Genomic DNA, 25,980 nt, shown 5'->3' on the forward strand with positions numbered 1-25,980 from the left:
GCCCCGGTGGCCGTGGTGGGCTTCGGGCTGACGGCGGTGGGGCTGGCCCTGCTGCCCGTGGCGCCGTCGTACGGGTGGCTTTTCCCGGTGATGGGCCTGTTGGCGGTGGGCTCCGCGCTGGTGACGCCGTGCCTGTCCGCGCTGGTGTCCCTGCACGCCCCCATGGAGCGGCAGGGGGCGGTGCTGGGGGCCTATCAGGCGTCCGGCTCGCTGGGCCGCATCATCGGGCCCGCGCTGGGCGGCCTGCTCTTCACCCGACTGGGTCCGACAGCCCCGTACGGGACGGGCGCGGTGCTGGTGGCGCTGGGTGGACTTTTGGCACTGTCGCTGGTGACACAGGTGCGATTGTCGGGAGCAGGCGCGGAGCAAAGCTCCTAGGATGGGGACCATGGTGGGCAAGCCGCAACACATCACCATCGCGTTCGACGTGATGGGGAGCGATCACGGCCCGTTGGAGGTGGTGCGAGGCGCCGCCCAGCTTTCGCTGGAGTCTCCGCACATCCACGCGCTGCTCGTGGGGGACCGGCCGGTCATCGACGAGGCCCTGGCGAGCATCAAGCACAACGGGGAGCGCATCTCCGTGCACCACGCGGGAGACTACGTGGGCATGGACGAGAAGCCCGGCGAGGCGCTGGCGCGCAAACCCGAGTCCTCCGTGGCGGTGGCCGCCCGGCTGGTGGCGGAGGGTGAGGCGCATGCGCTCGTCTCCGCGGGCAACACGGGCGCGGGCGTGCTCGCGTGCAAGCGCCACTTCCAGCTGATTCCCGGCGTGCGCCGCGCGGCCCTGGCCACGGTGTATCCCACGCGGGGCGTGCGAGGCGCGAAGCAGGACCCGTTCAGCCTCATCCTCGACGTGGGCGCCACGGTGGAGGCCACCGCGGAGGACCTGGTGGCGTTCGCCGTCATGGGCTCCGCCTACGCGCGCATCATCTCCCGCAACGAGCGGCCGAAGGTGGCGCTCCTGTCCAACGGCGTCGAGCCGCAGAAGGGCCCTCCGCGCGTGGTGGAGGCGCACCAGCGGCTGTCGCAGATGGCGGGGCTCAACTTCACGGGGAACGTGGAGGGCATCGACATTCCTCGCGGCACGGTGGACGTCATCGTCACGGACGGCTTCGTGGGCAACGTGTGCCTGAAGATGCTGGAGGGCGTGCACGACACGGTGATGGAGCTGGCCCAGTACGCCTACAAGGAGAGCCTGCGCTGGCGCGCGGGCCTGGCCATGCTGTCGTCCGGCATCGAGCGGCTGAAGGACATCACGGACTGGGAGCAGTACGGCGGCGCGCCCATCCTGGGATTCGACCGCATCTTCATCAAGGCGCACGGCCGCTCCAAGGCGCGCGCCATCGCGAACGCGGGCAAGGTGGCCGCGAAGGCGGTGGCGAACGAGCTGGGCACCGCCATCCAGGAGGGCCTGGCGAAGTGAGCCTGCCGGACCGCATCGACCCGCCCCCTCCGCGCCGCATCTACCGGTGGGACCTGGACAAGACGTACCTCCAGACGGACTTCGAATCGCTGCGCGACCTGTTCCGCACGGCGTTCCAGAAGGCCCATGAGAAGGTCGCCATCCCGGGCGCGTCCGCCCTCATCCGCGAACTGGCGGAGCAGGGGGACTCGCGGCTGTGCATCGTGTCCGGCAGCCCCAAGCAGATGCGCGCGGTGCTGGAGGAGAAGCTCAAGCTGGACGGCATCCAGTGGGACGAGTTCGTCCTCAAGGACAACGTGGGCAACCTCCTGCGCGGGCGCTTCCGGGCGCTCCGGGGACAGGTGGGCTACAAGCTGCCCGCCATCCTGGAGAGCCGCGTCCACGCGCCGGTGGAAGCGGAGGAGGTGCTCTTCGGTGACGACGCGGAGGCTGACGCGTTCATCTATTCGCTCTACGCGGACCTCATCGCGGGCCGGGTGGACGAGCGCGTGCTGTCCCAGGTGCTGGAGGCGGGCGGGGTGTACCCGGACGACGTCGCGCGGGTGCAGGAGGCGTGGAAGAAGATTCCCATCGCGGATCCGGTGCGGCGCATCTTCATCCACCTGGACAAGCTGACGCCGCCCGCGCACTTCACGCCGTACGGCCCGCGCGTGGTGCCCATCTTCAACTACTTCCAGGCGGCGCTGGTGCTGCTGGCGGACGGCCACCTCACGGCGCCGCAGGTGCTCAAAATCGCCGTGGAGATGGTGCAGACGGCGGGGCACAACATCATCACGCTGTCGAACTCGTTCCAGGACCTGCTGCGACGTGGGTTGCCGCTGCAGCAGGCGGCCATCGCGTTGTCCCAGGCGATGGAGGGGCCCAACGCGCTGCTCAAGGCCATGCGCCCCATGCCGGACATCCTGGCCGCGTTCAGCAAGCGCCTGGCCGCGCTGGGCACGCAGCCACCCCCACCGCGCGTGCAGGCGGTGGACTATGTGTCGCTCATCTCCCACGCGCTGCCCCGGACCCATAAGGGGCGCACCTTGAAGCCGCCCACCTGAGCGCGGGCCTTCGGGCTCGGCTGTCTGCCTGCCTGCTTCCCAGCCCCTCCAGCGTTGGGGCCCGTGGCGGCCGGAGTCCGGCCCGGACCGGGGTGTTATCCAGTGGAAGCGCCTCCCACGGGCAGCGGGCGCACGGCGAGCGGGCAGGGGGCCCTGGGCGGACCCCCGACGTCCCTGAAGAATGTCCTTAAGCGCGACCCCCATGGGTGGGAGGATGCGTGCTAGACGGCTGCCCTGCCGAGGCGAATGACGCGAGACCCGACCCATCCCCCGCCCCCTGGCGGAACGCTGCCAGCCGCGCCCGGAGACGACGCGCGCGGAGAGGCCTCCTTCGAGGCGGCAGCGGACACGGCCTCCGGGTCCGCGCACGAGGTTTTTTCCATGTCTTCCCCCCTGGACCTGTCGGGCCCCGAGGAGCGCACCGAGCGCACCGAGGCCCAGGTGCCCGCGGACTCCGCCGAGCACCCCAGCGATTTCGAAACCCCTTCCCGGGCCGCCACGGCCCCCTCCGAGCCCTCCTTCGCCGCGGACGCGGCGGAGGACGACGGGTTCGACGACGATGACGATGACACCGAGGACGCCGGCCCGGAGGTCACCGACGAAATCCTGGCCGCCACCGAGGCCCTGAAGGCCGCGGAGGCGGAGGACGCGCAGGCCGCCGCCGAGGCGGGTGACGAAGCCGAGGAGCCCGAGGCCGTCATCCTGGAGCCGGAGCCGGAGCCCGCCGCGAACGAGCCGGAGTTGCAGGCGCCCACCACCACCCGCACGGGTGAGCCCGCGGAAATCGACCCGGACGAGATGGATCCGGACGCGCTCAAGGTGGTGCTGCGGCTGCACCAGCACGGCCACCAGGCGTACCTGGTGGGTGGCTGCGTGCGCGACCTGCTGTTGGGCAAGAAGCCCAAGGACTTCGACGTGGCCACCAGCGCCCACCCGGGCGAGGTGCGCGCCATCTTCCGCAACTGCCGGCTCATCGGCAGGCGCTTCCGGTTGGCGCACGTCTACTTCAAGGGCGGGAAGATCGTGGAGGTGTCCACCTTCCGCGCGAACCCCACGGAGCTGGAGCCGGCGGCCGGTGCGGCCGGTGCGGCGGGGGCGGAGGAGGGGCAGAGCGGCGAGGACCTCCTCATCACCCACGACAACGTCTTCGGCACCGCGCAGCAGGACGCACGCCGCCGCGACTTCACCATCAACGGCCTGTTCTACGACGCGGCTGAAGGCCGGGTCATCGACTACGTGCGCGGCCGGCGCGACCTGGATGAGCGCTTCATCCGGACGATTGGCGACCCGGAAATCCGCATGCGTGAGGACCCGGTGCGCATCCTGCGCGCGGTGCGCTTCGCGGCGAAGCTGGACCTGGACATCGAGTCGCGCACGTACGCGGCGATGGAGGGCGCGGTGGAGGACCTGCCGCGCTGCGCGCCCGCGCGCCTGCTGGAGGAGACGTTCCGGCTCATCCGCGGCGGCGTGTCCGCCCCGGCGCTGAAGCTGCTGGCGGCGCTGGACGCGCTGAAGATTCTGCTGCCGCCCGTGGACGAGTACCTGCGTGAGAACGGCAAGGAAGGCGAGAAGACCTTCTACGCCTTCGCGCAGGCGCTGGATAAGCGCGTGTCGGCGGGCGAGGTGCTGGACGACGCCATCCTGCTGGCGGCGTTGCTGGTGCCCATCAGCCGCGCGCAGCCGCCGGTGGAGGAGACCCAGGACGAGGGCCGCGCGTCGGTGTCGCGCGTCATCGAGGACCTGCTGGCGGGCTTCGTGGAGTCCGCGCGGCTGCCGCGCCGCATCGCCGAGCGCTGCCGCATGCTGCTCCTGATGCAGCGCACGCTGTCCGGGGAGCGCCGCCGCAAGACGGGCGCCTTCCGCCGCCACCCGCTCTTCAACGAGGCGCTGGCCGTCTACGCGATGACGGTGGAGGCCACGGACGAGGGCCGCGAGGCGCTGGAGGCCTGGCATGCCGGAGAGGTGCCGCCGCCGCGCGCCGGAGCGAGCAATGGCGCGGACGCGGATGGCCCCAAGCGCAAGCGCCGTCGCCGCCGTCGCCGCCGCTCCGGCAACGGGAGCGGAGAGGGCGGCGGTTCGGGCGCCTCCTCCGGTTCCGACGCGGGCGAGGGGTAGCGCTCCCGTAGCAGCCGGGTGCAGCGAAAGGGCTGGAGTGCTTCAGGCGCTCCGGCCCTTGTCGTGTCCGCGAGCCCGGTGACGCGCTACCGCTTCGGCTTGTCCACCGGCTTTTCGGAGCGGTGCTGGTCGTCATCCGACGCCTCCGCCCCCGCGATGTCCGCCATGGTGATGGCCTTGCTGCCGAAGCGCGCGGCGATGCGGTCCATCGCCTCGTTCAACTTCGACGACTTCGGCGCCGCCGCCGGGAACAGCCCCAGCTGCGGCTCGTCCTCATCCAACTGCACGCTCACGCCGGTGAGCCGCAGCGCCTTGCCTTCGTGCGCGCGCTCCAGCAGCTCCAGCGCCGCGCGGTAGATGACCTGCCCGTCGTCCGTGGCCTCGCGCAGCGTGACGCGGCGGGTGATGAGCGTGAAGTCCGCGAACTTCAGCTTGAGCTGCACCACGCGGCCCTTCAGCGTCGCGCGCCGCAGCCGCCGGGCCACCCGCAGGGCCTGCGCGTGCACGTGCGGCTTGAGCGCCTCCAGGCCCGTCAGGTCCTCGTCGAAGGTGTCCTCCGCGCCCACGCTCTTGGCCGCCCGGTCCGGCACCACGTCCCGCGCGTCGATGCCGTGCGACAGCTCCCACAGGTGCTTCGCGCTCGCCGCGCCGAACCGCTCCTCCAGCCAGTCCACGTCCCGCGCCGCCACGTCGCCAATGGTGACGAGCCCCGCGCGCTTCATCGCCTCTTCCGTCTTCGGCCCCACGCCCCACAGCCGCGACACCGGCAGCCCGGCGAGGAAGGCCACCGTCTCCTCCGGGCGCACCTCGCGCTGGCCGTTGGGCTTCGCCAGGTCGGAGGCGATCTTCGCCACGAACTTCGCCGTGGCGATGCCCGCGGACGCCGGCAGGTTCAGCTCGTGGGCGATCTCCTTGCGGATCCGCTTCGCGATGTCCGCCGCCGCGCCGAACAGCCCCACCGACGCCGTGACGTCCAGGAAGGCCTCGTCCAGCGACAGGGGCTCGATCAGCGGCGTGTACCGCTCGAAGATGGCGAACACGTGCTCGCTGGCCTCCGCGTAGGCGGAGAAGCGCGGCTTCACCACGATGGCGTGCGGCGCCTGCTTCATCGCCCGCGCCATGGGCATGGCGCTGCGGACCCCGAAGGGGCGCACCTCGTAGGACGCGGCCACCACCACGCCGCGTTGTGCATGCCCGCCAACGATGACCGGCTTGCCCCGGAGGGACGGGTTGTCGCGCTGCTCGACGGACGCATAGAAGGCGTCCATGTCCACGTGGAGGATGGCTCGCATGACGTGAGTCACTCTAGTGGTCCCCTCTGACAGTGCGAGCCATGAAGACCCTCACCGAATACCTCTGGTTCGAGACGAAGGCCCGGCGCGAGCTGGTGCGCCTGACGGACACCGTGGCCGCCCTGCTGAAGAAGAGCGGCATCCAGGAGGGCATGGTGCTGGTGTCCGCCATGCACATCACCGCGGGCGTCTTCGTCAACGACGACGAGCCCGGCCTCCACGAGGACATCTGGGACTGGCTCCAGCACCTGGCGCCCCACGGCCCTGACTACCGCCACCACCGCACCGGCGAGGACAACGGCGACGCGCACCTGAAGTCCATGCTCGTCCACCATCAGGTGCTGATTCCCGTCACCGCCGGCAAGCTCGACCTGGGCCCCTGGCAGCAGGTCTTCTACGCGGAGTTCGACGGCCAGCGCCGCAAGCGCGTCATCGTCAAGGTGATGGGCGACTAACCGGCCACGGGCCACGCCAGCCCGTGGCGTCCCAGCTCCGCCACCAGGTCCGGCGGCAGCGGGCTCTCCACCTTCACGGGCTCCTTCGTCACCGGGTGCTGCACGGTGAGCGAGTGGGCGTGCAGGAAGAACCGCCCCAGCTCCGGCGCCTCGCGGCCGCCGTAGAGCGCGTCCCCCACGAGCGGCGCGCCCACCCCGGCCAGATGCGCGCGGACCTGGTGCAGCACGCCGGTGAGGATTTTGACCTCCACCAGGCTGTAGTCCCCGGACCGGGCCAGCACCCGGAAGTGGGACAGCGCCTCGCGGGCATCCTCGGCGCCGTAGGGGGCGGGCTCCACGCGGTCCGGGTGGCGCGGGTGGTGGCGCAGCGGCACCTCCACCTCGCCCTCGTCCGCCAGCGGGCCCGTCACCAGGGCGACGTAGCGCTTGTCCACCGCGCGGTTGCTGAAGGCCTCGCGCACGGTGGTCCAGGCCTCGCGCGTGCGGGCCGCCGCGAGCACCCCGGACGTCTCCACGTCCAGCCGGTGGCACAGGCCGCCCTCGCGCGGGTCCTGGGACGCCTGCGCGACCTCCGGGTAGCGCGCCACCAGGGCGTTGGCCACCGTGCCCGTCTCACCCGGCTGCAGGGGGTGCGACGGACGGCCGGCGGGCTTGTCCACGAAGAGCAGGGCCGCGTCCTCGTGCAGGACGACGAGCGGGAAGTCCGTGTCGGGCACGGCCTCGCGCGAGGACTCCTCCACCGTCACGGCGACCTTCTGGCCGGCGGTGACGAGGAGGCCCTTCTTGGCGGGGCGGCCGTCCACGCGCACCTGGCCCTCCTCGAAGAGGCGCTTCATGCGCGCGCGGGACAGGCCCAGGGCCTCGCCCGCGAACAGGTCCACCCGCTGGCCCGCCTTGTCGGCGTCCACGGTGAGGGTGTGCGTCGTCGTCGTCACTCTGAGAGGGCCTCGTACACTTCCTCGGCCGTCTGGAACCGGTCGTCCGGCTCCTTGCGGATGAGGCGATGGGCCACCCGCGCCAGCTGCGGGTCGCCATGCAGGTTGAGCGCGAGCAGCGGCGGAGGTTCCGTCTCCAGCACCTGGCGCCACAGCTCGTGCGGCGTTTTCGCGTCGAACGGCGGACGCCCGCTCATCAGCTCGTACAGGATGACGCCCAGGCTGTACAGGTCCGCGCGCCCGTCCAGCGGCTCGCCCAGGATCTGCTCCGGGGCCATGTACCGGTAGGTGCCCACCAGCTTGCCGTCCGCGGTGATGCCCGCGTCGTCCGCGAGGAACTTGGCCAGGCCGAAGTCCATCAGCCGCACCTGGCGGTCGTCGTCCACCATGATGTTGGACGGCTTCAGGTCGCGGTGCACCAGCCCGTGGCCGTGGATGTACGCCAGCGCCTCGCACACCTGGAGCATGGCGTCCTTCAGCTTGCCCATGCGCTCCGGGCGGTTGAGGTCCGCCTCCTTCGGCGTGGCGGGGCGTGAGGGGGGCGGCGGCGCGCGCGGCGAGGCCCGGCGCGGATCCACCACGAGCATCCCGTCCGAATCCGAGTCGCCCTCCCCGGCGCCGTGGAAGCTGGCCAGGTCCTCGCTGGGCGCTTCCTCCGCGAAGGCGTTGAGGTCGAAGGTGCCGTCGTCCTCCACGTCGTCGTCCTCTTCCTCGTCCGGGCTGTCGACGCTGCCGAAGTCGTCGTCCGCGGTGCGGCGGATGGTGAGCGGGAAGCGCGAGGAGGGCGTGGGCGTGTGCAGGTCGTTGAAGCTCACGTCCAGGTAGTGGCGCAGCGTGAGCCCCTCGATGAGCTCCATGGCCAGGTACGGCTGGCCCGCGTGGACGCCGGCCTCGAAGACCTTCACCACGTTGGGGTGGGCCAGGTCCGCGAGCGTCTCGAATTCGCGCGCGAGTCTCCGGGCCGCGCGGTCGTCCAGCGACGGTCCACCCGTCGACAGGAGCTTCAGCGCGACCTCGTCGTTGCTGCGGCGGTCCAGGGCCCGATAGACGGTCCCGGCCCCGCCACTGCCGAGCGTTTCCAACACGCGGTAGGGACCAATGGCCTTGGGAGGCATGGGAGCGCGGATCCTACGGACCACGTCACGTCAGGGTCAAACATGCAGACGGCGCTTGAGAGGTTGCGAACGCCTGGCCCCTGGGCTGTTTCATTTTTCCAGTGAGACATGGGAAGCCTCACGGACCATGCAAATCGGGAAGTATCGGCTCATCCAGAAGCTCTCCGAAGGCGAGAGGGTGGAGTCCTTCCTGGCGGAAGACGCCAGAGGCCCATGTGAGCTCCAGCGCGTCCTTCCCGAGGTCGCGACGAGCCCCGAGCTCGTGAAGACGTTCCTGTCCGAGGCCGAGAATGCTTCGTGCCTGCTCCATCCGAACGTGCAGCGGGTCCTCGACTTCGGGACGGAGGATGGGAACGCCTTCCGGGTGACGGAGTCCATCGACGGGCCTTCGCTGCACTCACTCATCCAGGCGTTGGCGGAGCAGGGGGCGCCGCTGCCGCTCGGCGTGTGCGCGGGGCTCATGGCCCAGGCCGCCATGGGGCTGGCGTACGTGCACGCGCTGACGGATGGGGCGACGGGAATGCCGCTGGAGTGGGCGCACCGCGATGTGCGGCCCGGGACCGTCCGGGTGTCCCGGGAGGGCGTCGTGAAGGTGAGCGACTTCGGCATCGCGCAGCTGGCGGTGCACGACCTCCGCACGCGGCTGACGCCGGTGGATGCACTGGCGTACAAGCCGCCGGAGCTGTTCCAGGGCCAGTCCCCGGACCTGCGCGGTGACGTGTACGGGTTGGGGATGGTGCTCTATGAGTTGCTCACCGGCCTGCGTCCCTTCGTCGGGCAAGACCTCGTAGGCGCGCTCAAGGCCATCCGCTCCGCTTCCTACGTGCCCGCGGTGGAGCGCCGGCCGGACCTGCCGGAGACGATGCAGCGCATTGTGGAGCGGGCGCTCGCGACGGACCGGGAGCAGCGCTATCCGGACTGCCTCGCGTTCCATGCGGACCTGGAGCGCTTCATGTCCTCCCTGAACGAACCGGTGGGGCCGGACGTGCTGGCCCGGTGGGTGGCACGGGTGACCTGAGGCGGGGGCAGGCAGACCCAGGGTGGGCGGGTGGACGTCCCGGGTGGGGCGGGGATTTCCCTTTCCCGCGAACCATGGGAAAGCTCTGGGGCCATGCAATTGGGGAAGTACCAGTTGGTGCGGAAGCTCGCCTCGGGCGGGATGGCCGAGGTGTTCCTCGCGAAGGCGGCGGGGCCCCGGGGGTTCGAGAAGACGCTGGTGCTCAAGCGCATCCTTCCGCACCTGGCGGAGGATGAAGCGTTCGTGGAGATGTTCCTGGGCGAGGCGCAGCTGGCCGCCCGGCTGGACCACCCGAACGTGGTGCAGATCTTCGACTTCGGCGAGGTGGACGGCAGTTACTTCCTGGCCATGGAGTACATCGACGGGCCCACGCTGCGCAGGCTCGTCAAGCGCTCGGCGGAGCTGAAGCAGCCGTTGCCCGCAGGCTTGTGCGCGAAGATGGTGGCCGCCGCGGCGGAGGGGCTGGCGTTCGCGCACGAGCTGTCGGACCCTGAGACGGGATCCCCGCTGGGGCTGGTGCACCGGGACATCAGTCCGGAGAACGTCCTGGTGTCGCGGCAGGGTGCGGTGAAGGTGGTGGACTTCGGCATCGCGAAGGTGGCGGGGCAGAGTCACCGCACGGCGACGGGCGTGGTGAAGGGCAAGATTGCGTACATGCCGCCGGAGCAGCTCCAGGCCAAGGCGATGGATGGGCGCGTGGACGTGTACGCGCTGGGCATCGTGCTCTACGAGTTGCTCACCGGCCGGCGTCCCTTCGACGCGACGACGGACGTGAGCATGATGCAGGCCATCCTCTTCGAGCCCTTCGTGCCCGCGGTGCAGCGCCGGCCGGACCTGCCGGAGGCGATGCAGCGCATCTTGGAGCGGGCGCTCGCGAAGGACCGCGAGCAGCGCTACCCGGACTGCCGCGCGTTCCAGTCGGACCTGGAGCGCTTCGTGCTGTCGCTGGGCGAGCCGGTGGGCGCGTACCAGATTGCCCGGCTGGTGGCGCAGGTGATGGAGGGGGTGGAGGCCACGCCCTTGGCGCCCACGCCCGCGAAGGGGCGGGAGACGGCGCCAGCGGCCCGGGCGCCGGAAGCGGCGACGACGCCCATGCCCGGCCGTGTTGGCACGGCGTGGGAGCCCTTGTCCTCGCGAGGGTCGATGGCGGCGCCTGTGGTGACGGCGTCGCAGCACGACATGCCGTCGAGCCGGTTCGATGCGGCGACGGATCCGGCGACACCTTCTGCGGGGAGCCTGCTGCGGGAGTCCTCGGGGGTGCAGCCTCCGGAAGTCTCGAAGGTGGTTGCCTCCGAGCAGCCCCTGCTCGCGGGAGCGGTCCCCTCTTCCCGACGGAAGCTGGTGGGGGTGATGGTGGCCATGAGCGTGCTGGGGCTCGCTGGGGGGCTGGTGGTGGCGGGCCGGGGGGAGAAGGCCGCGACGCCCGCGAGTGCTCCCACGCAGGTGGCTCGGAAGGACGACGCGCCCGTGAAGCCGCCGGAGCCGAGGGTGACGCCAGTCGTGCCGGAGTCGCGCGTGGAGCCGGTGGCCACCGCATCCGTGGCAGTGGACAGCGGCACTCCGGCCGTCGTGGCCGAGGTGAAGCCCGCGACGGGGGAGCCCGTGGAGGCGCGTGACGCAGGAGTCGTCACGGAGGCCGTGCCGACTCCGCGAGCCGTGGTCGCCGTGAAGCCCGTGTCGACGAGCACGAATCCTCCGCCGGTCCGCCGCGTGGCCACGCCGGTCCGTCGTGAGCTGCCCAAGGGCAAGGTGGAGTTCCGCGTCCGTCCGTTCGGCATGGTGTCCCTGGACGGCAAGCCCCTGGGACAGACGCCCTTCGCCGCAGTGGAGGCGACGGAGGGCGTGCATCAGGTGCGCGTCGTGAACAAGGAGCTGGGCAAGGACGTGACCCGCGCCTTCGAAGTGAAGGCGCGGCAGGACAACGTCTTCAAGCTCAACCTCGCGGCGGAGTGAGCGACGCGGTTGTCAATTCCCGAGGTCTGGTACCCGGACAGGGGCGTGGGCATCCTCGGTGGAGGCTTCGTCAACCTGCCCTCGGTCGTTGCCGCCCCAGGCCCACATGCTTCCATCCTGCTTCACGGCCATCGAATGGCTGTCACCGGCGGCCAGTGAAACCACGTTCGTGAGCCCCATGACCTGCACGGGAGTATCGCGCGCCGTGGTGGAGCCGTCCCCCAACTGGCCTGTCGCGTTTTCGCCCCACGCCCAGACCGTGCCAGCCTGTTTCAGGGCGAGCATGTGGCGACCGCCGGCCGCGACCGCCGTCACGCCCGTCAGGCCCTGGACCTGCGCCGGGATTTGAAGCGTGCCGTTCTTGCTCCAGCACCAGACGGTGCCGTCCGTCAGCAGAGCGATCTCCTGGAGATCGTTGGACGCGATGGCGGCGACCCCCGCCAGCCCAGGAACCTGTTGGGGGCGCGGAGCCCCGAGCCGTGTGCCCCAGGTCCAGACGGTACCGTCGGCCCTCAATGCCTGCCACCTATCGCCACTCGATGCGATGGCGATGATGCCTTTCAGGCCGTCAACCTGGACGGGATGCTGGTTCGAGTACCCACTCACGCCGCCAGACTGGCTCGCGCTGTTATCGCCCCAGGTCCACACCGTGCCGTCATTCTTGATCGCGAAGGAGTGATACCTGCCCGCGGTGAGGGCCACCACGCTCTTGAGCCCTTCGATGGGCCCTGGCAGGTAGCGGGCCACGGAGTCCCCGTTGCCAAGTTGTCCGTAGCTGTTGAAGCCCCAGGCCAGAGGGGCTCCGTCCTGCTTCAGCGCGAGCACGTGGTAGTAGCCGGGGGCAAGCGTCAGGACGCCGGTCAGCCCCTGCGCCTGCGCACGGGCACGCTGATAGCTCCGTGTCCCGTCCGCGAGCTGGCCATCCATGTGCTCGCCCCATCCCCAGACGTCTCCAGACGGGAGTTGCACCAGGTTGTAGTGCCCAGCGGCGAAGACACGGGGGCCGGAGTCGAGCCATTCGTCCACCGCGCCATTGCAGTTGTTGTCCCGGGTGTCCTTGAGCTCCGCGACGCCGGGCCGGATGCCGGGATTCGTGTCATCGCAGTCCGTGGCGATGGCCACATACCCAGACGGCGCCGCGCAAACTGAAACAGCCTGGGCCACGTCGCCATAGCCGTCCCGGTCCGAGTCCCGGTACCACTCCTGGACGGGCAGCCCCTCATCCTTCGCGCCATCGCAGTTGTCGTCACGGCCGTCACAGCGGAACTCGCTCTGGCCCGGATGGACGGTGGCATCCAGGTCGTCGCAATCGCCGCCCTGTTCCACCAGTGGGCCGGTGGGTTTCACGCACGCCATCATGGCCACGCCATAGCCATCGCCATCCTCATCCAGGAACCACGTCCGCATGCCCGGGGCGTCCGCCTCGACGTCCACGCAGTTGTTGTCCACGCCGTCGCACCGTTCCTCCGCGCCCGGGTGGATGTCCGCGTTCGTGTCGTCGCAGTCCGTGCCTCCCGTGGCGATGGACGGATGCCCATCCCCGTCCTCGTCGCTCTGGGACACGTCGAGTTGGACGCTTTGCACCTTGCCCTGAGGAACCTCGACGAACCGCAGGAGCTTCGTGGTGGGAACACCGTCGCAGGCGTTGCCCGCGAAGGATTCGGCCAGCAGCCGGAAGGAGGTCCCCTGTGTCGCGGAGAGCAGGATGCGCAGCCCTCGCGACTGCGCCAGCGTGACCTGCGTCGGTCCCAGCAACTGGGTGGAGGCGAGCAGCCGCTTGTCGCCATCCTGGAGCGTGACCTGGACGCAGCCAGGGCTGGCGTTCCCACTCCGGACCTCCACGGCCATGCCCCGGTCGCAGGCCGACGGATCCGTCAGCCGGAACGTCGCGTCCTGGAAGTCCTGTCCGGTGTTCGAACAGAACCTCCGCAGGATGACGTCGTCATCGGCGGGCACGGTGCAGCCGCCCAGCAGCAGCACCCCCAGCGTCAACGCGAGCTGGATCCTCACGGGGTCCCCGCCGACGCAGTGGACTCACCGCTAAGGAAGTACGTGGTGACGGCGCCAGCCGCCGCTGCCAGCGCCGTGCCGAACAGCACGTTCGCCACGACCGCCTGGCCCCGCGCATCGTCCAGGTGCCCGCTCACATCCGCGGACAGGTCCGCGTCCCGCGCGGAGTTCACGTTGCCGCGCGACTGGAGTCCGATGACCGACCCCACACCGCCCGCCACCACGCCCGTCCCCAACAGCACCCACGACACCGTCGGCACCCGGCGCATCCCGCGCTCACGGGCATCCGCCTTCAAATCCACGCCCGGAGCAGGCGCCGTCGCGACCTGGGGAGGGCTCAACGCCGCCGGAGTCTCCACCACCAGAGGCCGCACCGGCGCATCCGCCGGCTTCTCCAGCGCCGCGCGCTCCTGCCGCACCGCGCTCCGTACCGACTCGAAGTCCCCCTCCACCTTGGGCGACACCTTCGCCGGCAGCCGGGCCTCCGGCGCCAACAGCAACCCCGCTTTGAACGACGCCAGCGCTTCATCGCGCCGCCCCAGGTCCGCGAGGATGACGCCCTCGTAGATGGCCGCCGCGCTCCGCTCCTGCTCTGTCCGGGCCAGGCGCCGCGCCCGGGTCACCGCCGCCAGCGCCTGCTCGGACTCCAGGTCCTCAAAGAGCCGGGCGGTGTCCGCCATCGCCGCGTCGAAGTACGTGCCTGCGAGCCGCGTCGCCGTCGCCCCCGTCCCCGCTGCCTGCCCGAAGGCCGGACCCACCCCGAGCACCCAGAACCCGAGCAGCCCGCCGAGCACCCGGAAGGAAGGACACCCATGAGGAGTTTTCATGGAAGACCACTCTAGCCGGGCTCGTGTCCCCTCATGAACCGTTCAACCCCCCCAGACGACCGCCCACCCGGGGAGGGGGACCGGGCGGCCACGCGCCCGTGGACGCGACGCGGCGCCGCCGCTAGGGTGCGCGGCTTCATGGATCGCCCTCCCACAGTGTTGCCCACCGCCCTTGAGATCCAGGTCAAGGCCCGGCCACTCCCGCGCCACGTGGGCATCATCATGGACGGCAACGGTCGCTGGGCGGAGCTTCGCGGCCAGCCCCGGCTGGAGGGCCACCGCGAGGGCAGCGTGAGCGTCCGGGAAGTCACCCGCGCCGCCCGCCGTGTTGGCGTCCAGGCCCTCACCCTCTACGCCTTCTCCTCCCAGAACTGGGCCCGCCCGCCGGAAGAGGTCGCCGGCCTCATGGACCTCCTGCGCGAGTACCTGGAGTCCGAGCGCGCGGAAATCCTGGACAACGGCATCCGCCTCAACGCCATCGGCGAGGTGGACAAGCTGCCCCGCTACGTCCGCGAGCCCCTGGAGCGCCTCCGGGCGGACTCCGCCCACAACACGGGCATGGTGCTCACCCTGGCGCTCTCCTACGGCGGCCGCGAGGAACTCCTGCGCGCCGCGCGCGACCTGGCTCAGGCCGCTGCCCGCGGCGAGCTGGACCCCGCGCACCTGGACGCTGACGACCTGGAGTCGCGGCTGTGGACCGCCGGACTGCCGCCGGTGGACCTCATCGTCCGCACCAGCGGCGAGCAGCGCATCTCCAACTTCCTGCTCTGGCAACTGGCGTACGCCGAGCTGTGCTTCACCGACGCCCTGTGGCCCGACTTCCGCACCGAAGAGTTCCTGCGCTGCCTGTCGCAGTTCCAGGGCCGCGAAAGGCGCTTCGGTCTGACGTCCGCCCAGGTCAACCGGGACGACACCCCCCAGCGGGCCAAGGCGTGAACGAGAAGAACAAGAACCTCCTCATCCGCGTTGTCACAGGCGTCACCCTCCTGCCGCTGGTGCTCCTGCTCCTGTTCCTGGGCGGGTACTCCAGCGCCATCCTCCTGGGTGCCGCCGCGGCCGTGTGCGCCGGCGAGTACTACCTCATCACGCAGAAGCGCCTGGGCGCCGCCGCCTGGGTGGGCATGGCCTTCGCCTTCGTGATGCCGCTCTTGCCGCTGCGAGACGCCGCGCGCACGGGTGAGGCCGCCTTCTGGCTGACGTCCGTCTTCTTCTTCTTCGCGTGGATCTACAACCTGTTCCGGGGCGTGCTCGCGGAGGCCCCCACCCGGGCCGCGCACCTCGTCACGGGCTTCCTCTACGGCTCCATTGGCCTCACCGCGCTGTCCGCGCTGCGCCTGCTGCCGGAAGGGCACGCGTGGGTCATCTGCGCGCTGACCATCACCTGGGCCAACGACACGCTGGCGTACTTCGCCGGCCGCTTCCTGGGGAAGCACAAGCTCTACCCCGCGGTGAGCCCGAACAAGACGTGGGAGGGCTTCTTCGGCGGCATGGTCGGCTCCGTGCTGGGCATGTTCGTCGCCAAGCTCGGCTTCTTCCCCATCTTCACCGTGTGGGACTGTGTGGTGCTGGGCATCCTGGGTGGCCTGCTGGGCCCCGTGGGTGACCTCTGCGAGTCCATGCTCAAGCGCGCCTACGGCGTGAAGGACTCCGGAAAGCTCATTCCCGGACACGGCGGCGTGCTGGATCGCATCGACGCGCTCATCTTCAACGCGCCGCTGGTGTTCGTCTATGTGCAGTTCGTGAGGCACCTGCTGCCGTAAGTGCCTGATTTCGCGCCTGCCCGCCCGCCTTGCGGCGTGCGTTGTGCGTTGTCCGTCCCAGGGGGCGCGATTACTCTTCCGGCCATGCTCCTGAACCTCGGGTACTTCATCCTCCTGCTGGGCGTGCTCGTCACGGTGCATGAGCTTGGCCACTTCCTCGTGGCCAAGGCCTGCGGAGTGAAGGTCCTCAAGTTCTCCATCGGGTTCGGACCGAAGATCATCGGCTTCACCAAGGGGGAGACGGAGTACCAGGTGGCGCTGTTGCCCCTGGGCGGCTTCGTGAAGATGGCCGGAGACCTTCCGCACGAAGAGCTCCCGCCGGAAGAGGCCGCGCGCGGCTTCCTGGCGCAGCCGCCCTGGAAGCGCGGGCTGATTGTGCTCGCGGGTCCGGCCTTCAACCTGCTGTTCCCCATCCTCGTCTACTTCTTCGTCTTCCTGGGGCCCCAGGAGACGCTGTCCACGCGCGTGGGCATGGTGTCGCCGGACATGGCCGCCGCCGCCGCGGGCGTCCGCCCCGGAGACCGCATCCTGTCCGTGGAGGGCGAGCCGGTCCGCACCTTCGACGACATGCGCGACGCGTTCGTCGGCAAGTTCAACCGCCCCGTCCCCATCACCCTGGAGCGCGACGGGCAGCAGCAGGTGGTGGAGGTGACGCCGGAGAAGAGCTCGGAGGTGTCCCCGGTGGACACCATCGAGCGCGGGATGATTGGCGTGAGCCCCTACCCGCAGCCGCCGGTGGTGGGCGTGCCGGCGACGTCCCCCGCGGCCACCGCGGGCCTGAAGAGCTTCGACCGCGTGCTGTCCGTCAACGGCGTGCACGTGCAGGACGAGGCCGCCCTCTACCGTGAGGTGGCCAAGGTGCCGGAAGGCACCTCCATGGCGCTGAGCGTGGCGCGCCTGGCCCCCGTGGACGTGGGCGCCGTCACCGGCCGGCTGCCGGAAGTGGTGAAGGTGTCCCTGCCGCGTCAGCCCGGCGAGGGCGCGGCGGCGCTGGGCGCGGAGGCGGTGGACCTCTACGTGGCGAGCGTGGCCACCGGCAGCGTGGCGGAAGGCGCGGGCATCGTTCCGGGCGACCGCATTGTCGCCATCAACGGCACGCCGCTGAAGTCCTTCAACAAGCTGGCGACGGTGCTCAACGGCCTGCAGGCCCAGCCCTTCACGCTCACCTGGCGCGGTGCCCAGGGTGAGCGCACGGAGAAGCTTGCGCAGGCGCCGCTCAAGACGCGCGACGACTACGGCCAGACGAGCGCCCCGCTGGTGTTCGGCGTGCGCCCGTGGAGCTACAGCAGCGCGGACCTGCCGCCGGTGGAGAAGGTGACCATCGACCTGGGCCCGGCCGCCGCCTTCAAGGAGGCCGCGCTCATCGTCCCCAAGATTGTCGGGCAGATGGTGCAGGTGCTGGGCGGGCTGTTCGTGGGCAAGGTGTCGCCCAGCACGATTGGCGGCCCCATCATGATGTACCAGCTGGCCGCCAAGAGCGCCGAGCAGGGCCTGGACAGCTTCCTCAACCTGATGGCCATCATCTCCATCAACCTGGGCGTGATGAACCTGTTGCCCATCCCGGTGCTGGACGGCTTCCACCTGCTGTCCGCCGCGTGGGAGGGCATCCGCCGCCGCCCCATCCCCGTGCGCGTGCGCGAGGTGGCGAACATGGTGGGACTGGCGCTGCTCATCCTGCTCATGCTGCTGGCCGTGACCAACGACGTGACCCGCTAGCGAGGTGATGATGCGAGGACGTACCGCGCTCCTGCTGCTGGGGATGGGATTCTTCGCTGGCTGCGCGTCGCGCGCGGCGAAGCCCCAGCCGCCGGAGACCTCTTCCGGTGAGGAGGGCGCGAAGGTGACGCGCCGGGAGAAGATGCCCCGCAACTACCTGGGGGAGGGCGTCGCGTCCTTCTACGGTCCCGGCCTCCACGGCCGGCCCACCGCCAGCGGGGAGAAGTTCAACCAGAACGCCCTCACCGCCGCGCACCGCACGGAGCGCTTCGGGTCGTGCGTGAAGGTGATGAACATGGAGAACGGCCGCCAGGTGGAGGTGCGCGTCAACGACCGCGGCCCCTTCGTGGACGGCCGCATCATCGACGTGTCGAAGGCCGCGGCGAAGCAACTGGGCATGCTGGACAAGGGCCTGGCGCGCGTGCGGCTGTACCGGTGTGGTAGCGACCGCGTGTCGCAGGTGCCGGTGGAGTTCTGGGCCGTTCCGGCCTGAGTGCCTTGAAACGAAAGAAGGGATGTCGCCTGTGTTGCTCGCGCTGGACACCTCCACGCTGACGCTGTCGCTTGCCCTGGTGGAACGCCAGGGGGACGCCGTGCGCGCCGTGGAGCACGTGGTGGTGCTTCCGCCGGAGAAGCAGAGCGAGGCGCTGCCCGGCGTCGTCGGGGATCTGCTCCAGCGCCATGGCCTGAAGCTGAAGGACCTGGAGGGGCTGGCGGTGGGCCTGGGGCCGGGGTCCTTCACGGGCCTGCGCATCGGCCTGGCCACGGTGAAGGCGCTGGCGTACGCCACGGGCCTCAAGGTGGCCGGCGCGTCGTCCCTGGCGGCGGTGGCGCTGGAGGGACCGGAGGGCGTGCCGCTGTTCTGCCTCGCCGTGGCGCGCAAGGACGACCTCTACCTGGGCGCCTACCGCCGCGTGGGCTTCGCCGTGGAGGCGCTGGCGCCGGAGACGGCCATGTCGCCAGAAGAAGTCGCGCAGCGCATGGCCGCCGAACCGGAGGCCGTGGCCCTGGGCCCCGCGCTCGCGGACTACCGCCAGGCGCTGGAGAAGCACGGCGTCGCGCCGCACCGGTTGCTGTCCGGCCCGGCCTTCCCGTCAGCGGTGGAGGTGGGGCGGCTGGCGAGGCTGCCGGAGGCGTACTCCCAGGAGGCGCTCTTCGCCCTGGAGCCGCACTATGTCCGCGCCTCCGAGCCGGAGCGCAACCCGAAGTTCCCGCCGCTGCCGGGCCCCGCGCCCACGGCGCGGCTGAAGGAAGACTGAAGCCTCCGCCTCCCGGGCGCTTCGTCGTGCTCGCGTGGGCGGAGGCGCTGACGTAAAGGAGCGCGTCATGAGAGAGAACCTTCGGATTGCCGTGGTGGGCGCCACGGGCGTGGTGGGCCGCGAGGTGCTGGCCAATCTGTACGCGCGCGACGTGCCGATGGAGCAGGTGCGGGCCTTCGGCTCGGAGCGCTCCAAGGGCCTGGAGGTGGAGTACGGCGAGGACACGCTGGAGGTGGAGCTCGCTTCGGCGGAGGCCTTCCGGGGCATCCACGTCGTCCTGCTGGCCACGCCCGCGGAGGCGTCCCGCACGCTGGCCCCGGCCGCGCAGGCCGCGGGCGCGTGGGTGGTGGACGCAAGCAGCGCCTTCCGGAATGACGGCAACGTGCCGCTCATCCTCCCGGGCTTCAACACGGAGGCCCTGGGGCCGGGCTTCAGCTTCAAGGGCCGGGTGGTGAGCCTGCCGGGCATCGTCACCAGCGCCACCGTGCACCTGGTGGAGCCGCTGCGCCGCGCGTTCGGCGTGGTGCGCGCGCAGGTGACGGCGCTGATGGGCGCCTCCAGCGCGGGCGTGCGCGGCATCTCCGAATTGGAGAAGCAGACCGCGGACCTGCTGTCTGGCCGCGAGCCGGAGCCGCAGGTCTTCCCGCACCGCGTGGGCTTCAACCTGGTGCCCCAGGTGGGCGGCTTCATGGTGAACAGCCCGTGGACGGAAGAGGAGGGTGGCTGGACGCTGGAGGCCGCGCGCCTGTTCTCCGCCCTGGGCGAGACGCCCGTCCTGGCCGGCACCGCCGTGCAGGTGCCCACCTTCCACGGCCATGGCCTCACCGTGAACGTGCAGCTGAAGAAGCCGGGTCCGGTGGAGCAGGTGCGCGCCGCGCTGAAGACGTCCCCCTCCCTCAAGGTGCTGGATGCCCCCGGCGAGCGCATCTACCCCATGCCCATGCTGGTGATGAGCGACCCGGCCGTCCACGTGGGCCGGGTGCGCGCCTTCCCCCAGGCCCCGGAGTGGGTGACGCTCTTCGCGTCCGTGGACAACGCCGGCCGGGCCGCCGCGCACCTGGTGGACGCGGGCCTCAAGCTGGCGGAACGCCCCGCCTGACATTTTGGCAAAGCCCCCGGGGGCGCCTTGCCTGTTTGGCGCGCGAACCCGGGGTTTTCCTTGGGAAACAGGCCGTCTGGATGGGGCTTGAGGGTGGCCCCGCCCTTGCTAGCTTCCAGCCCATCCATGCGCCTTCCCTTCATTGGCCTCCTGCTCTTCGCGTCCACGGCCGTGGCCCAGACGGGGCCCACGGTGGTGTTCACGAGTTCGTCCACCGCCACGAACAACACCGTCACGGTGCCCAAGAGTGAATGTGGCCAGGAGCGCCGCTTCAGTTGGCAGCGCAGCGGGAGTGCCTGTGAGGACTCGATCTATCTCTACGTGACCACGGGGTCCTGCGGCACGCGGCCCGCGTCCACGGACCTGGTCCTGGCTTCGATCGACTCGGCCAACACGGCGACGAACGGCGTCGTGGCCTTCACCGTGGGGGAGGCGCTCGCCGCGCGCGGCGGCGGCTCGGACGCGGGCTCCGTGACGACGTGCGACACCCAGGACACGGAGATCTCCTTCAAGCTGTGCGCGTCCGCGCGGCGGCTGGGCGGCAGCCTGGGGTTCGATTGCCAGGAGACCTTCTCCAACGTGGGCAGCCCCCCCTTCGTGGTGAAGTACGACCCGCAGCCGCCCGCCACGCCCTCCATCGCCAAGGTCATCGCCCGGGACTCGGCGCTGTCGGTTCAGGTGGATGGCGCGGAGGCGAACTCCACCGTCGTGGTGGAGGCGGCGAGGGTGGCCACGGCGGGCTCGGATGACGCCGGGACGGATGCGGATGCCGGCACGGACACCGATGCCGGGACGGACGTGGACGCGGGCACGGAGGACGGCGGGCAGGGGCTGGTGGGCGCGCTGGCGCTGGAGGGCACCACGGGGCCGGTGACGCGCGTCACCAAGGCGTCCGGCGAGGGCAACGTCGTCGTCAACGGCCTCACGAATGGCGTGACGTACCGGCTCCAGGCGACCATCATCGACACCGCGGGCAACGTGAGCACGGGGTCCACCCAGGTGGATGCGACGCCCGTGAAGAGCAATGGTTTGTTCGATGCCTATGTGGAAGATGGCGGTCAGGAGCGCGGCGGGTGTGCCGCGACCGGCGGCGGCATCGCGGGTGGCGCGGTGCTGGCCGCCCTGGGCATCTGGCTGTCGTCTCGGAGGAAGGTGTCATGAGCAGCACGGCTGTGGGCCTGGGAGTCGCGGCGCTTCTCTTGGCGGTACCGGCGGTGGCGCAGGAGGTGACCATCCCCACGCGCTCTCCGCGCACGGGCGCGGTCATCTTCCGCGCGGGCGGCTACAAGCCGCGCATCGACACCGAGAAGGCCTTGAAAGGCAACACGCCGTACAAGGACACCTTCGGTGACACGTCGCTGCTGCTCGTCGAGGGGGAGCTCCAGCGCTTCTTCTACCAGGGCATCGGCACGGCGGGTCTGGGCCTGGGCCTGGGCTACGGGGAGAAGTACGCGGACGCCAAGCTGGATGACGGCTCGGCGGCGGCGGACAAGGCTGCGCTGAAGGTGCTGCCCATCCAGCTCAACGCCTTCTACAAGTTCGACTACGCGGCCTTCCGCTGGGGCATCCCGCTGGTGCCGTACGCCAAGCTGGGGCTCATCTACTCCCCGTGGTGGATGACCAAGGGCAGCGCCACCGAAGTGGTGGAGGGCAGCAAGGGCAGCGGCGGCAAGTGGGGCTGGGGCGGCACCGCTGGCGTGTCGTTCCTCCTGGACGTGCTGGAGCCGCGCTTCGCTCGCGACTTCGACTCGGACCTGGGCGTGAACCACTCGTACCTCTTCGCCGAGTACACGCATGCGGATGTGAACAACTTCGGCGGCGAGGGCCTGAACCTGGGCAGCCGGCGCTGGATGTTCGGTCTGGCGTTGGACTACTAACCGAAAGGCCCATGGCCTCCCGACCGCGCGCGCACCCGTCCCCGCTTCCGTTCCTCCTCCTCCTGGCCGCAGTGGGCCTGGGAGCCTCCGGCTGCCGGGGGCTGAGGGCGGACCTGGGACCGGAGCGCACGCTGGAGGCGGGAGTGCCGGAGGCCTTCGGCTCCACCTCCCCGAAGGCGCCCTCCATCACCTGGGACTTCGGGGACGGCACGCCGCCCCAGACGGTGCCGGGCGTCCGCCACGCGTGGGCCACCGCCGGCCGCTACACCGTGCGGGCGCTGGACGGGGACAAGGAGCTGGCCCGGGTGGTGCTCACCGTGGTGCCGCGCCCGGTGCTCCGCGCGGTGCCGGAGGACGCGCAGACCGTCCTCTGGGTGCCCCGCCTGCGCGGCAACGTGGAGGGGCTGGTGAACTTCTACGGGCGGCTGGTGGGCGAGGGCAACATGCGCCAGACGCTGGCGGACACGCCGCTCGTGCCGCTGCTGCTGCGCAGCCTGGGGCCCGGTCCCTCAGAGGTGGACCCCGAGGAGGGTTTCGGCTTCTTCCTCCTTCCGGACTTCGACGGCGTGGTGGCGCTCCTGGGCGTGACGGACTCGCGGGCGGCGCTCGCGGCCGTGGCGCGCGAGCTGCGGAGCGCCGGCCACCGGGTGCTGCCTCGCGAGGACGGCAGCGCGCGCGTGGAGCCGGTGGACGGCGGCAACGCCATGCTGCTCTTCGCGGACCGGGGCTACGTGTACCTCGCGGTGCCGGATTCACCGGACGCGCCGGAGCCCGGGGAGACGGTGAAGGCGCTGGCGGTGGCGGAGTCCCCGGACGTGGAGCTCGTGCGCCGCAAGGTGGAGGCGCTGTCCGGACCGGGCATCTCCGAGAACGCGCTCCTGGCGGAGCTGCGCGGCAAGGTGCGTGACGGCAGCGTGTTCCTCTTCTCCGCGCCGCCGGTGCCGGAGGCGGAGAAGGAGGACATGCCGGTGCGCGGCTTCTTCGGCGCGCTCGCGGTGCAGGCGGACCAGGCGGAGCTGGACGGCTTCTTGTCCTCGTCCCGGCCGCTGTTGGGCGGCGCGCGGGGGCCGGCGTCGCAGCTGCTCGGACGCGCGGCGGTGGGGCCGGTGGCGGCGGCGCAGCTGTCGGTGCCTCCGGAGGAGCTGGCGCGGCTGGTGTTCGGCTCGCCGGAGTCGCCCCGGCGGCAGCGGACGCTGGAGCGCTGGCGCAAGCAGGGGCTGGACGCGGAGCCTCTCCTGAAGGCGCTGCGCGGGGACGTGGCGATGCTCGTCTACTTCGACGCGGCGGCCTTCTTCCGGAGCTTCATCCAGGACCAGCGCCCAGCGCCCAAGGGCACGGTGGTGATGGAGGCGGGCCTCGCGTCCGTGCCGCCGGTGCTCCAGCTCATCCAGAAGCAGCTGCAGGACAACGGGCTCGTCTTCCAGAAGGAGGCGCAGGGCAACACCACGCGCTTCCGCACGCGGCTCATGGAGCAGCCGGTGTCGCTTTCGCTCACCCCGGAGCGCGCCACGCTGGAGGCGGGCGAGGTGCTCAACGGCCGCGAGCTGGGGGACGTGGGCAAGACGCTGCGCACACGCTTCGGCGCGGAGGCGTTCGGGCCGGGCCACCTGTCGCTGATGGTGGACATGGGGCAGTTGCGGGCGGACCTCTCCGGGGTGCGCTCGGTGCCGGGCGTCGCGACGGCGAAGCTCCTGATGAGCCAGCTCTTCGTGACGGCGCTCCTGGAGAAGTTCACTCCCTTCGAGTACGGGTTCCTCGACTTCTCCCCGGTGGACGGCGGCGGGCGGCTCCAGGGCCGCGTCGTGCTGCGCGAGCGCTAGGGACACGCAAGCAGGAGGCAGGCCATGTCCGTCACGGTGCTGTACTTCGCCGCGGCCCGCGAGCGCGCGGGCCTGTCCCGCGAGTCGTTGGACGTGCCACCCGGCGCGCGCGTCTCGGATGTGCTCGCGCTGCTCGCCTCGAAGCACCCTCCGCTGGCGCCGCTCCTGCCGCACCTGCGCGTGGCGGTGCAGCAGCAGTTCGTGGGGCTGGACTCACCGGTGGCGCCGGACGCGGAGCTGGCGTTGATTCCGCCCGTGGCCGGTGGGGCGCCAAGCCTCTTCTCCGTGGTGGGCCGGCCGCTCCAGCTCGCGGAGGTCGTGGACGCGGTGGCCTCGCGAGGGGCGGGCGGGCTGGTGACGTTCTCCGGCGCCGTGCGCGACCAGACGAAGGGCCGGCGCGTGCTCCGGCTGGAGTACGAGGCCTACGCGCCCATGGCGGAGGCGAAGCTCACGGAGATTGGCGACGAGGTGGCGCGCACGTGGCCGGGGACGCGGCTGGCCATCATGCACCGCGTGGGCACCCTGGTGCCGGGCGAGCTGGCCGTCGTCATCGCCGCGGCCTCCGCGCACCGCAAGGAGGCCTTCCTGGGCTGTGAGTACGCCATCGAGCGGCTCAAGCAGGACGTGCCCATCTGGAAGAAGGAGTACTTCGACGACGGCGAGGTCTGGGTGGGCCTGGGGCCCTGAGCCCGCGTCCTAGGGGGTGTCCCTAATTAAGCCAAAGCATCATGCAGGCCAGGTGGAGGACCGCCAGGTAGTTGGTGGCGGTCTTCTCGTAGCGGGTGGCCACGGCGCGGAAGCGCTTGAGGCGGTGGAACATGCACTCCACCTGGATGCGCAGCCGGTAGAGGGCGCGACTGTTGCGGCGCCGGTGGTGCTTGCGCGTTGGATTCATCGCGATGACGGGCCTCATTCCGCGCTCCCGGACGGCCTGCACGAGGTGGTCGGCGTCATAGCCGGCGTCGGCGATGAGCGCCTTGCCGTGCGCATACTGAATGAGGTGCTCGGCTTCAGTGACGTCGCCGCGCTGCCCAGGCGTCAGCGTCACTTCGAGCGGTTGGCCCTGGGTGGTGCACAGGGCGTGGACCTTGGAAGAAAAGCCTCCTCGAGAACGGCCCAGAGCATTGCATCGGCCCCCCCTTTTGCGCCCGCGGCGTCCTGATGCGCCCGGATGATGGTGGCGTCCAGCAGCGAGCCGACATCATCCACTTGCAACTGCAGCGACTTGAAGAGCCCCTCCCATACGCCTCGGGTCGCCCAGCGCCCGAAGCGGTTGTAGACCGTCTTCCAGGGCCCGTAACGCTCTGGCAAGTCACGCCAGGGTGCGCCCGTCTTCACCCGCCAGAGCACTGCATTGACGAACTGCCGGTCACCTTTCTTGGTGCGCGGCCCTCGTCGGGCAGGGATGAGTGGCTCAAGCTGCTTCCACTGCTCGTCCGTCAGCTCATGTCGGTGCACTCACCAGGGGTGCTCAGCTCTTCCTTTCCCTGCAAGCTCAACCCTGCCCACGGGGCTGGCGGCCGCTCGGCCTCCAGCACCTTTCTTCAGATAATTAGGGACACCCCCTAGCGCACGCCGAAGCTCGCCGGGACGGTGACGCGCACGCCGCCGTCCTGCTGCTGCGTGGCGCGCTCGGCTTCCGTCATGGGCTTCATCGGCTTGTCCAACCCCATGGCCTTGCGCCGCGCCTCTTCCTTGTCGTGGGCCACCTGCAGCGCTCGCGCGTTGTTCGCGGCCATGCGCGCCGGGTCCGGCCCCATGACGAGGAAGGCGACGGGCGCGCTCAAGAAGAGGATGGCCACCGTGATGAGCCAGGCCACGTCCCGCACGCGGAAGCGCCCCGCGCGCTCCTTCACCACCGACGGCTGCAGCAGCAGGTTCAGCTCGCCCTCCACGAGGCGCAGCGTCATGCCCTCGCGCAGCTCCACCGCGGTGCGGCCCGGGGCGCCCGTCAGCTCGTCGGGGCCCACCGGTTGGAAGTCGTTGCCCTTGAGGCGCTTCTCCACGCGGGCGGACGGCGGCACGTGGATGCGCCAGCCCTTCGGAGTGCGTTCGGCGAGGAGGAAGGGCTCCTCCGGCAGCGTGAAGCCGTAGAGGGGCAGGGGGGCCTTTTCGTCGGGCGCGGCGTGGACCTGGCCCAGCTCGGGCCCATAGCTCCAGGCCTCCGCCAGGGAGGTGCCCCAGTACAGCTCGCAGAAGAGTCCGCCGTCCGCCACGGAGGCGGAGGGCGCGGAAGGCGTGGGCATGTCGGGCCGGAGCATAA

23 protein-coding genes and 1 pseudogene are annotated in these 25,980 nt (G+C 70.8%); 17 read left to right on the forward strand and 7 right to left on the reverse strand.

Translation table 11 applies throughout. The annotated features are described in order from the left end of the window. The 4 genes from D7X99_RS31580 to pcnB form a co-directional block, all read left to right on the forward strand. The coding region (locus D7X99_RS31580; protein ID WP_120600400.1) for an MFS transporter at positions 1-378 on the forward strand (378 nt) is incomplete at its 5' end. 10 nt (positions 379-388) lie between these two features. Next, positions 389-1,423 carry a phosphate acyltransferase PlsX gene (gene plsX / locus D7X99_RS31585; protein ID WP_120581642.1) on the forward strand — a complete coding sequence of 345 codons (1,035 nt, stop codon included), beginning with the start codon at positions 389-391 and terminating at the stop codon, positions 1,421-1,423. Beyond that, positions 1,420-2,466, forward strand: coding sequence for a phosphatase domain-containing protein (locus D7X99_RS31590; RefSeq protein ID WP_120581641.1), 1,047 nt, complete (start codon positions 1,420-1,422; stop codon positions 2,464-2,466). Before plsX ends, D7X99_RS31590 begins: the two co-directional genes overlap by 4 nt. A 381-nt stretch (positions 2,467-2,847) precedes the next feature. Further along, positions 2,848-4,581, forward strand: coding sequence for a polynucleotide adenylyltransferase PcnB (pcnB, locus tag D7X99_RS31595; RefSeq protein ID WP_121781008.1), 1,734 nt, complete (start codon positions 2,848-2,850; stop codon positions 4,579-4,581). A gap of 86 nt (positions 4,582-4,667) precedes the next feature. On the opposite strand, the gene dinB is transcribed toward pcnB, so the two are convergent. Then, positions 4,668-5,873, reverse strand: coding sequence for a DNA polymerase IV (gene dinB / locus D7X99_RS31600; protein WP_121759948.1), 1,206 nt, complete (start codon positions 5,871-5,873; stop codon positions 4,668-4,670). Between the two features lie 41 nt (positions 5,874-5,914). On the opposite strand from dinB, the gene D7X99_RS31605 reads away from it, so the two are divergent. Further along, positions 5,915-6,328 carry a secondary thiamine-phosphate synthase enzyme YjbQ gene (locus D7X99_RS31605; protein ID WP_014398332.1) on the forward strand — a complete coding sequence of 138 codons (414 nt, stop codon included), beginning with the start codon at positions 5,915-5,917 and terminating at the stop codon, positions 6,326-6,328. Here D7X99_RS31605 and D7X99_RS31610 read toward each other — a convergent pair. Beyond that, complete coding sequence (locus D7X99_RS31610) at positions 6,325-7,263, reverse strand: RluA family pseudouridine synthase (RefSeq protein ID WP_121781009.1); 939 nt, start codon at positions 7,261-7,263, stop codon at positions 6,325-6,327. The genes D7X99_RS31605 and D7X99_RS31610 overlap by 4 nt on opposite strands. Continuing rightward, the gene (locus tag D7X99_RS31615) at positions 7,260-8,378 is read right to left on the reverse strand and encodes a serine/threonine-protein kinase (RefSeq protein ID WP_121781010.1); all 1,119 of its coding nucleotides are present in this window, start codon (positions 8,376-8,378) and stop codon (positions 7,260-7,262) included. Before D7X99_RS31615 ends, D7X99_RS31610 begins: the two co-directional genes overlap by 4 nt. Before the next feature lie 127 nt (positions 8,379-8,505). On the opposite strand from D7X99_RS31615, the gene D7X99_RS31620 reads away from it, so the two are divergent. Beyond that, positions 8,506-9,396 carry a serine/threonine-protein kinase gene (locus D7X99_RS31620; RefSeq protein ID WP_158627099.1) on the forward strand — a complete coding sequence of 297 codons (891 nt, stop codon included), beginning with the start codon at positions 8,506-8,508 and terminating at the stop codon, positions 9,394-9,396. A gap of 93 nt (positions 9,397-9,489) precedes the next feature. Beyond that, positions 9,490-11,349, forward strand: coding sequence for a serine/threonine-protein kinase (locus D7X99_RS31625; protein ID WP_121781012.1), 1,860 nt, complete (start codon positions 9,490-9,492; stop codon positions 11,347-11,349). 12 nt (positions 11,350-11,361) lie between these two features. On the opposite strand, the gene D7X99_RS31630 is transcribed toward D7X99_RS31625, so the two are convergent. Then, entirely contained in the window at positions 11,362-13,359 is a 1,998-nt protein-coding gene (locus tag D7X99_RS31630) for a MopE-related protein (protein WP_121781013.1), read from the reverse strand. Beyond that, on the reverse strand, positions 13,356-14,186 hold the full coding sequence (locus tag D7X99_RS31635; RefSeq protein WP_147476312.1) for a tetratricopeptide repeat protein: 831 nt from the start codon (positions 14,184-14,186) through the stop codon (positions 13,356-13,358). Before D7X99_RS31635 ends, D7X99_RS31630 begins: the two co-directional genes overlap by 4 nt. Before the next feature lie 138 nt (positions 14,187-14,324). Between D7X99_RS31635 and uppS the strand changes: the two genes are divergently transcribed. The 10 genes from uppS to D7X99_RS31685 all read left to right on the forward strand — a co-directional run bounded on the left by uppS (position 14,325) and on the right by D7X99_RS31685 (position 24,404). Beyond that, complete coding sequence (uppS, locus tag D7X99_RS31640; RefSeq protein WP_120578794.1) at positions 14,325-15,122, forward strand: polyprenyl diphosphate synthase; 798 nt, start codon at positions 14,325-14,327, stop codon at positions 15,120-15,122. Next, a complete protein-coding gene (locus D7X99_RS31645) occupies positions 15,119-15,946 on the forward strand; it encodes a phosphatidate cytidylyltransferase (protein WP_120578791.1) in 828 nt (275 codons plus the stop codon). The genes uppS and D7X99_RS31645 overlap by 4 nt, the downstream gene beginning before the upstream one ends. 84 nt (positions 15,947-16,030) lie before the next feature. After that, positions 16,031-17,662 carry an RIP metalloprotease RseP gene (gene rseP, locus D7X99_RS31650; RefSeq protein WP_121781015.1) on the forward strand — a complete coding sequence of 544 codons (1,632 nt, stop codon included), beginning with the start codon at positions 16,031-16,033 and terminating at the stop codon, positions 17,660-17,662. A 10-nt stretch (positions 17,663-17,672) separates the two neighbouring features. Beyond that, positions 17,673-18,155 carry a septal ring lytic transglycosylase RlpA family protein gene (locus D7X99_RS31655; protein ID WP_121781030.1) on the forward strand — a complete coding sequence of 161 codons (483 nt, stop codon included), beginning with the start codon at positions 17,673-17,675 and terminating at the stop codon, positions 18,153-18,155. Positions 18,156-18,177: 22 nt separating this feature from the next. Further along, positions 18,178-18,921: a tRNA (adenosine(37)-N6)-threonylcarbamoyltransferase complex dimerization subunit type 1 TsaB gene (gene tsaB / locus D7X99_RS31660; RefSeq protein ID WP_120578789.1), complete on the forward strand. Its 744-nt coding sequence runs from the start codon at positions 18,178-18,180 to the stop codon at positions 18,919-18,921. Between the two features lie 67 nt (positions 18,922-18,988). Beyond that, a complete protein-coding gene (locus tag D7X99_RS31665) occupies positions 18,989-20,020 on the forward strand; it encodes an aspartate-semialdehyde dehydrogenase (RefSeq protein WP_121781016.1) in 1,032 nt (343 codons plus the stop codon). 126 nt (positions 20,021-20,146) lie between these two features. After that, the gene (locus tag D7X99_RS31670) at positions 20,147-21,181 is read left to right on the forward strand and encodes an MXAN_2561 family MXYO-CTERM-anchored protein (protein WP_121781017.1); all 1,035 of its coding nucleotides are present in this window, start codon (positions 20,147-20,149) and stop codon (positions 21,179-21,181) included. Then, positions 21,178-21,897, forward strand: coding sequence for an MXAN_2562 family outer membrane beta-barrel protein (locus tag D7X99_RS31675; protein ID WP_121781018.1), 720 nt, complete (start codon positions 21,178-21,180; stop codon positions 21,895-21,897). Before D7X99_RS31670 ends, D7X99_RS31675 begins: the two co-directional genes overlap by 4 nt. 11 nt (positions 21,898-21,908) lie before the next feature. Next, positions 21,909-23,717: a PKD domain-containing protein gene (locus tag D7X99_RS31680; RefSeq protein ID WP_121781019.1), complete on the forward strand. Its 1,809-nt coding sequence runs from the start codon at positions 21,909-21,911 to the stop codon at positions 23,715-23,717. Between the two features lie 24 nt (positions 23,718-23,741). Further along, the gene (locus D7X99_RS31685) at positions 23,742-24,404 is read left to right on the forward strand and encodes a molybdenum cofactor biosynthesis protein MoaE (protein WP_121781020.1); all 663 of its coding nucleotides are present in this window, start codon (positions 23,742-23,744) and stop codon (positions 24,402-24,404) included. 22 nt (positions 24,405-24,426) lie between these two features. Here the strand turns inward: D7X99_RS31685 and D7X99_RS44725 are convergent. Further along, positions 24,427-25,148 (reverse strand): annotated as a pseudogene (locus tag D7X99_RS44725) (IS5 family transposase); the annotation flags it as partial. Positions 25,149-25,282: 134 nt separating this feature from the next. Beyond that, complete coding sequence (locus D7X99_RS31700; protein ID WP_121781031.1) at positions 25,283-25,963, reverse strand: hypothetical protein; 681 nt, start codon at positions 25,961-25,963, stop codon at positions 25,283-25,285. Between the last annotated feature and the right edge of the window lie 17 nt (positions 25,964-25,980).

This window comes from Corallococcus sp. AB032C (genome assembly GCF_003668935.1).
GTDB classification, from domain to species: domain Bacteria; phylum Myxococcota; class Myxococcia; order Myxococcales; family Myxococcaceae; genus Corallococcus; species Corallococcus exiguus.

Excerpts from the sequence above, each read along its gene's own strand:
- plsX (WP_120581642.1), top strand. The coding sequence starts at position 389 with ATGGTGGGCAAGCCGCAACACATCACCATCGCGTTCGACGTGATGGGG.
- pcnB (WP_121781008.1), top strand. The coding sequence starts at position 2,848 with ATGTCTTCCCCCCTGGACCTGTCGGGCCCCGAGGAGCGCACCGAGCGC.
- dinB (WP_121759948.1), bottom strand. The coding sequence starts at position 5,873 with ATGCGAGCCATCCTCCACGTGGACATGGACGCCTTCTATGCGTCCGTC.
- D7X99_RS31605 (WP_014398332.1), top strand. The coding sequence starts at position 5,915 with ATGAAGACCCTCACCGAATACCTCTGGTTCGAGACGAAGGCCCGGCGC.
- D7X99_RS31615 (WP_121781010.1), bottom strand. The coding sequence starts at position 8,378 with ATGCCTCCCAAGGCCATTGGTCCCTACCGCGTGTTGGAAACGCTCGGC.
- D7X99_RS31620 (WP_158627099.1), top strand. The coding sequence starts at position 8,506 with ATGCAAATCGGGAAGTATCGGCTCATCCAGAAGCTCTCCGAAGGCGAG.
- D7X99_RS31625 (WP_121781012.1), top strand. The coding sequence starts at position 9,490 with ATGCAATTGGGGAAGTACCAGTTGGTGCGGAAGCTCGCCTCGGGCGGG.
- D7X99_RS31635 (WP_147476312.1), bottom strand. The coding sequence starts at position 14,186 with ATGAAAACTCCTCATGGGTGTCCTTCCTTCCGGGTGCTCGGCGGGCTG.
- uppS (WP_120578794.1), top strand. The coding sequence starts at position 14,325 with ATGGATCGCCCTCCCACAGTGTTGCCCACCGCCCTTGAGATCCAGGTC.
- rseP (WP_121781015.1), top strand. The coding sequence starts at position 16,031 with ATGCTCCTGAACCTCGGGTACTTCATCCTCCTGCTGGGCGTGCTCGTC.
- D7X99_RS31655 (WP_121781030.1), top strand. The coding sequence starts at position 17,673 with ATGCGAGGACGTACCGCGCTCCTGCTGCTGGGGATGGGATTCTTCGCT.
- tsaB (WP_120578789.1), top strand. The coding sequence starts at position 18,178 with ATGTCGCCTGTGTTGCTCGCGCTGGACACCTCCACGCTGACGCTGTCG.
- D7X99_RS31665 (WP_121781016.1), top strand. The coding sequence starts at position 18,989 with ATGAGAGAGAACCTTCGGATTGCCGTGGTGGGCGCCACGGGCGTGGTG.
- D7X99_RS31670 (WP_121781017.1), top strand. The coding sequence starts at position 20,147 with ATGCGCCTTCCCTTCATTGGCCTCCTGCTCTTCGCGTCCACGGCCGTG.
- D7X99_RS31675 (WP_121781018.1), top strand. The coding sequence starts at position 21,178 with ATGAGCAGCACGGCTGTGGGCCTGGGAGTCGCGGCGCTTCTCTTGGCG.
- D7X99_RS31680 (WP_121781019.1), top strand. The coding sequence starts at position 21,909 with ATGGCCTCCCGACCGCGCGCGCACCCGTCCCCGCTTCCGTTCCTCCTC.
- D7X99_RS31685 (WP_121781020.1), top strand. The coding sequence starts at position 23,742 with ATGTCCGTCACGGTGCTGTACTTCGCCGCGGCCCGCGAGCGCGCGGGC.
- D7X99_RS31700 (WP_121781031.1), bottom strand. The coding sequence starts at position 25,963 with ATGCCCACGCCTTCCGCGCCCTCCGCCTCCGTGGCGGACGGCGGACTC.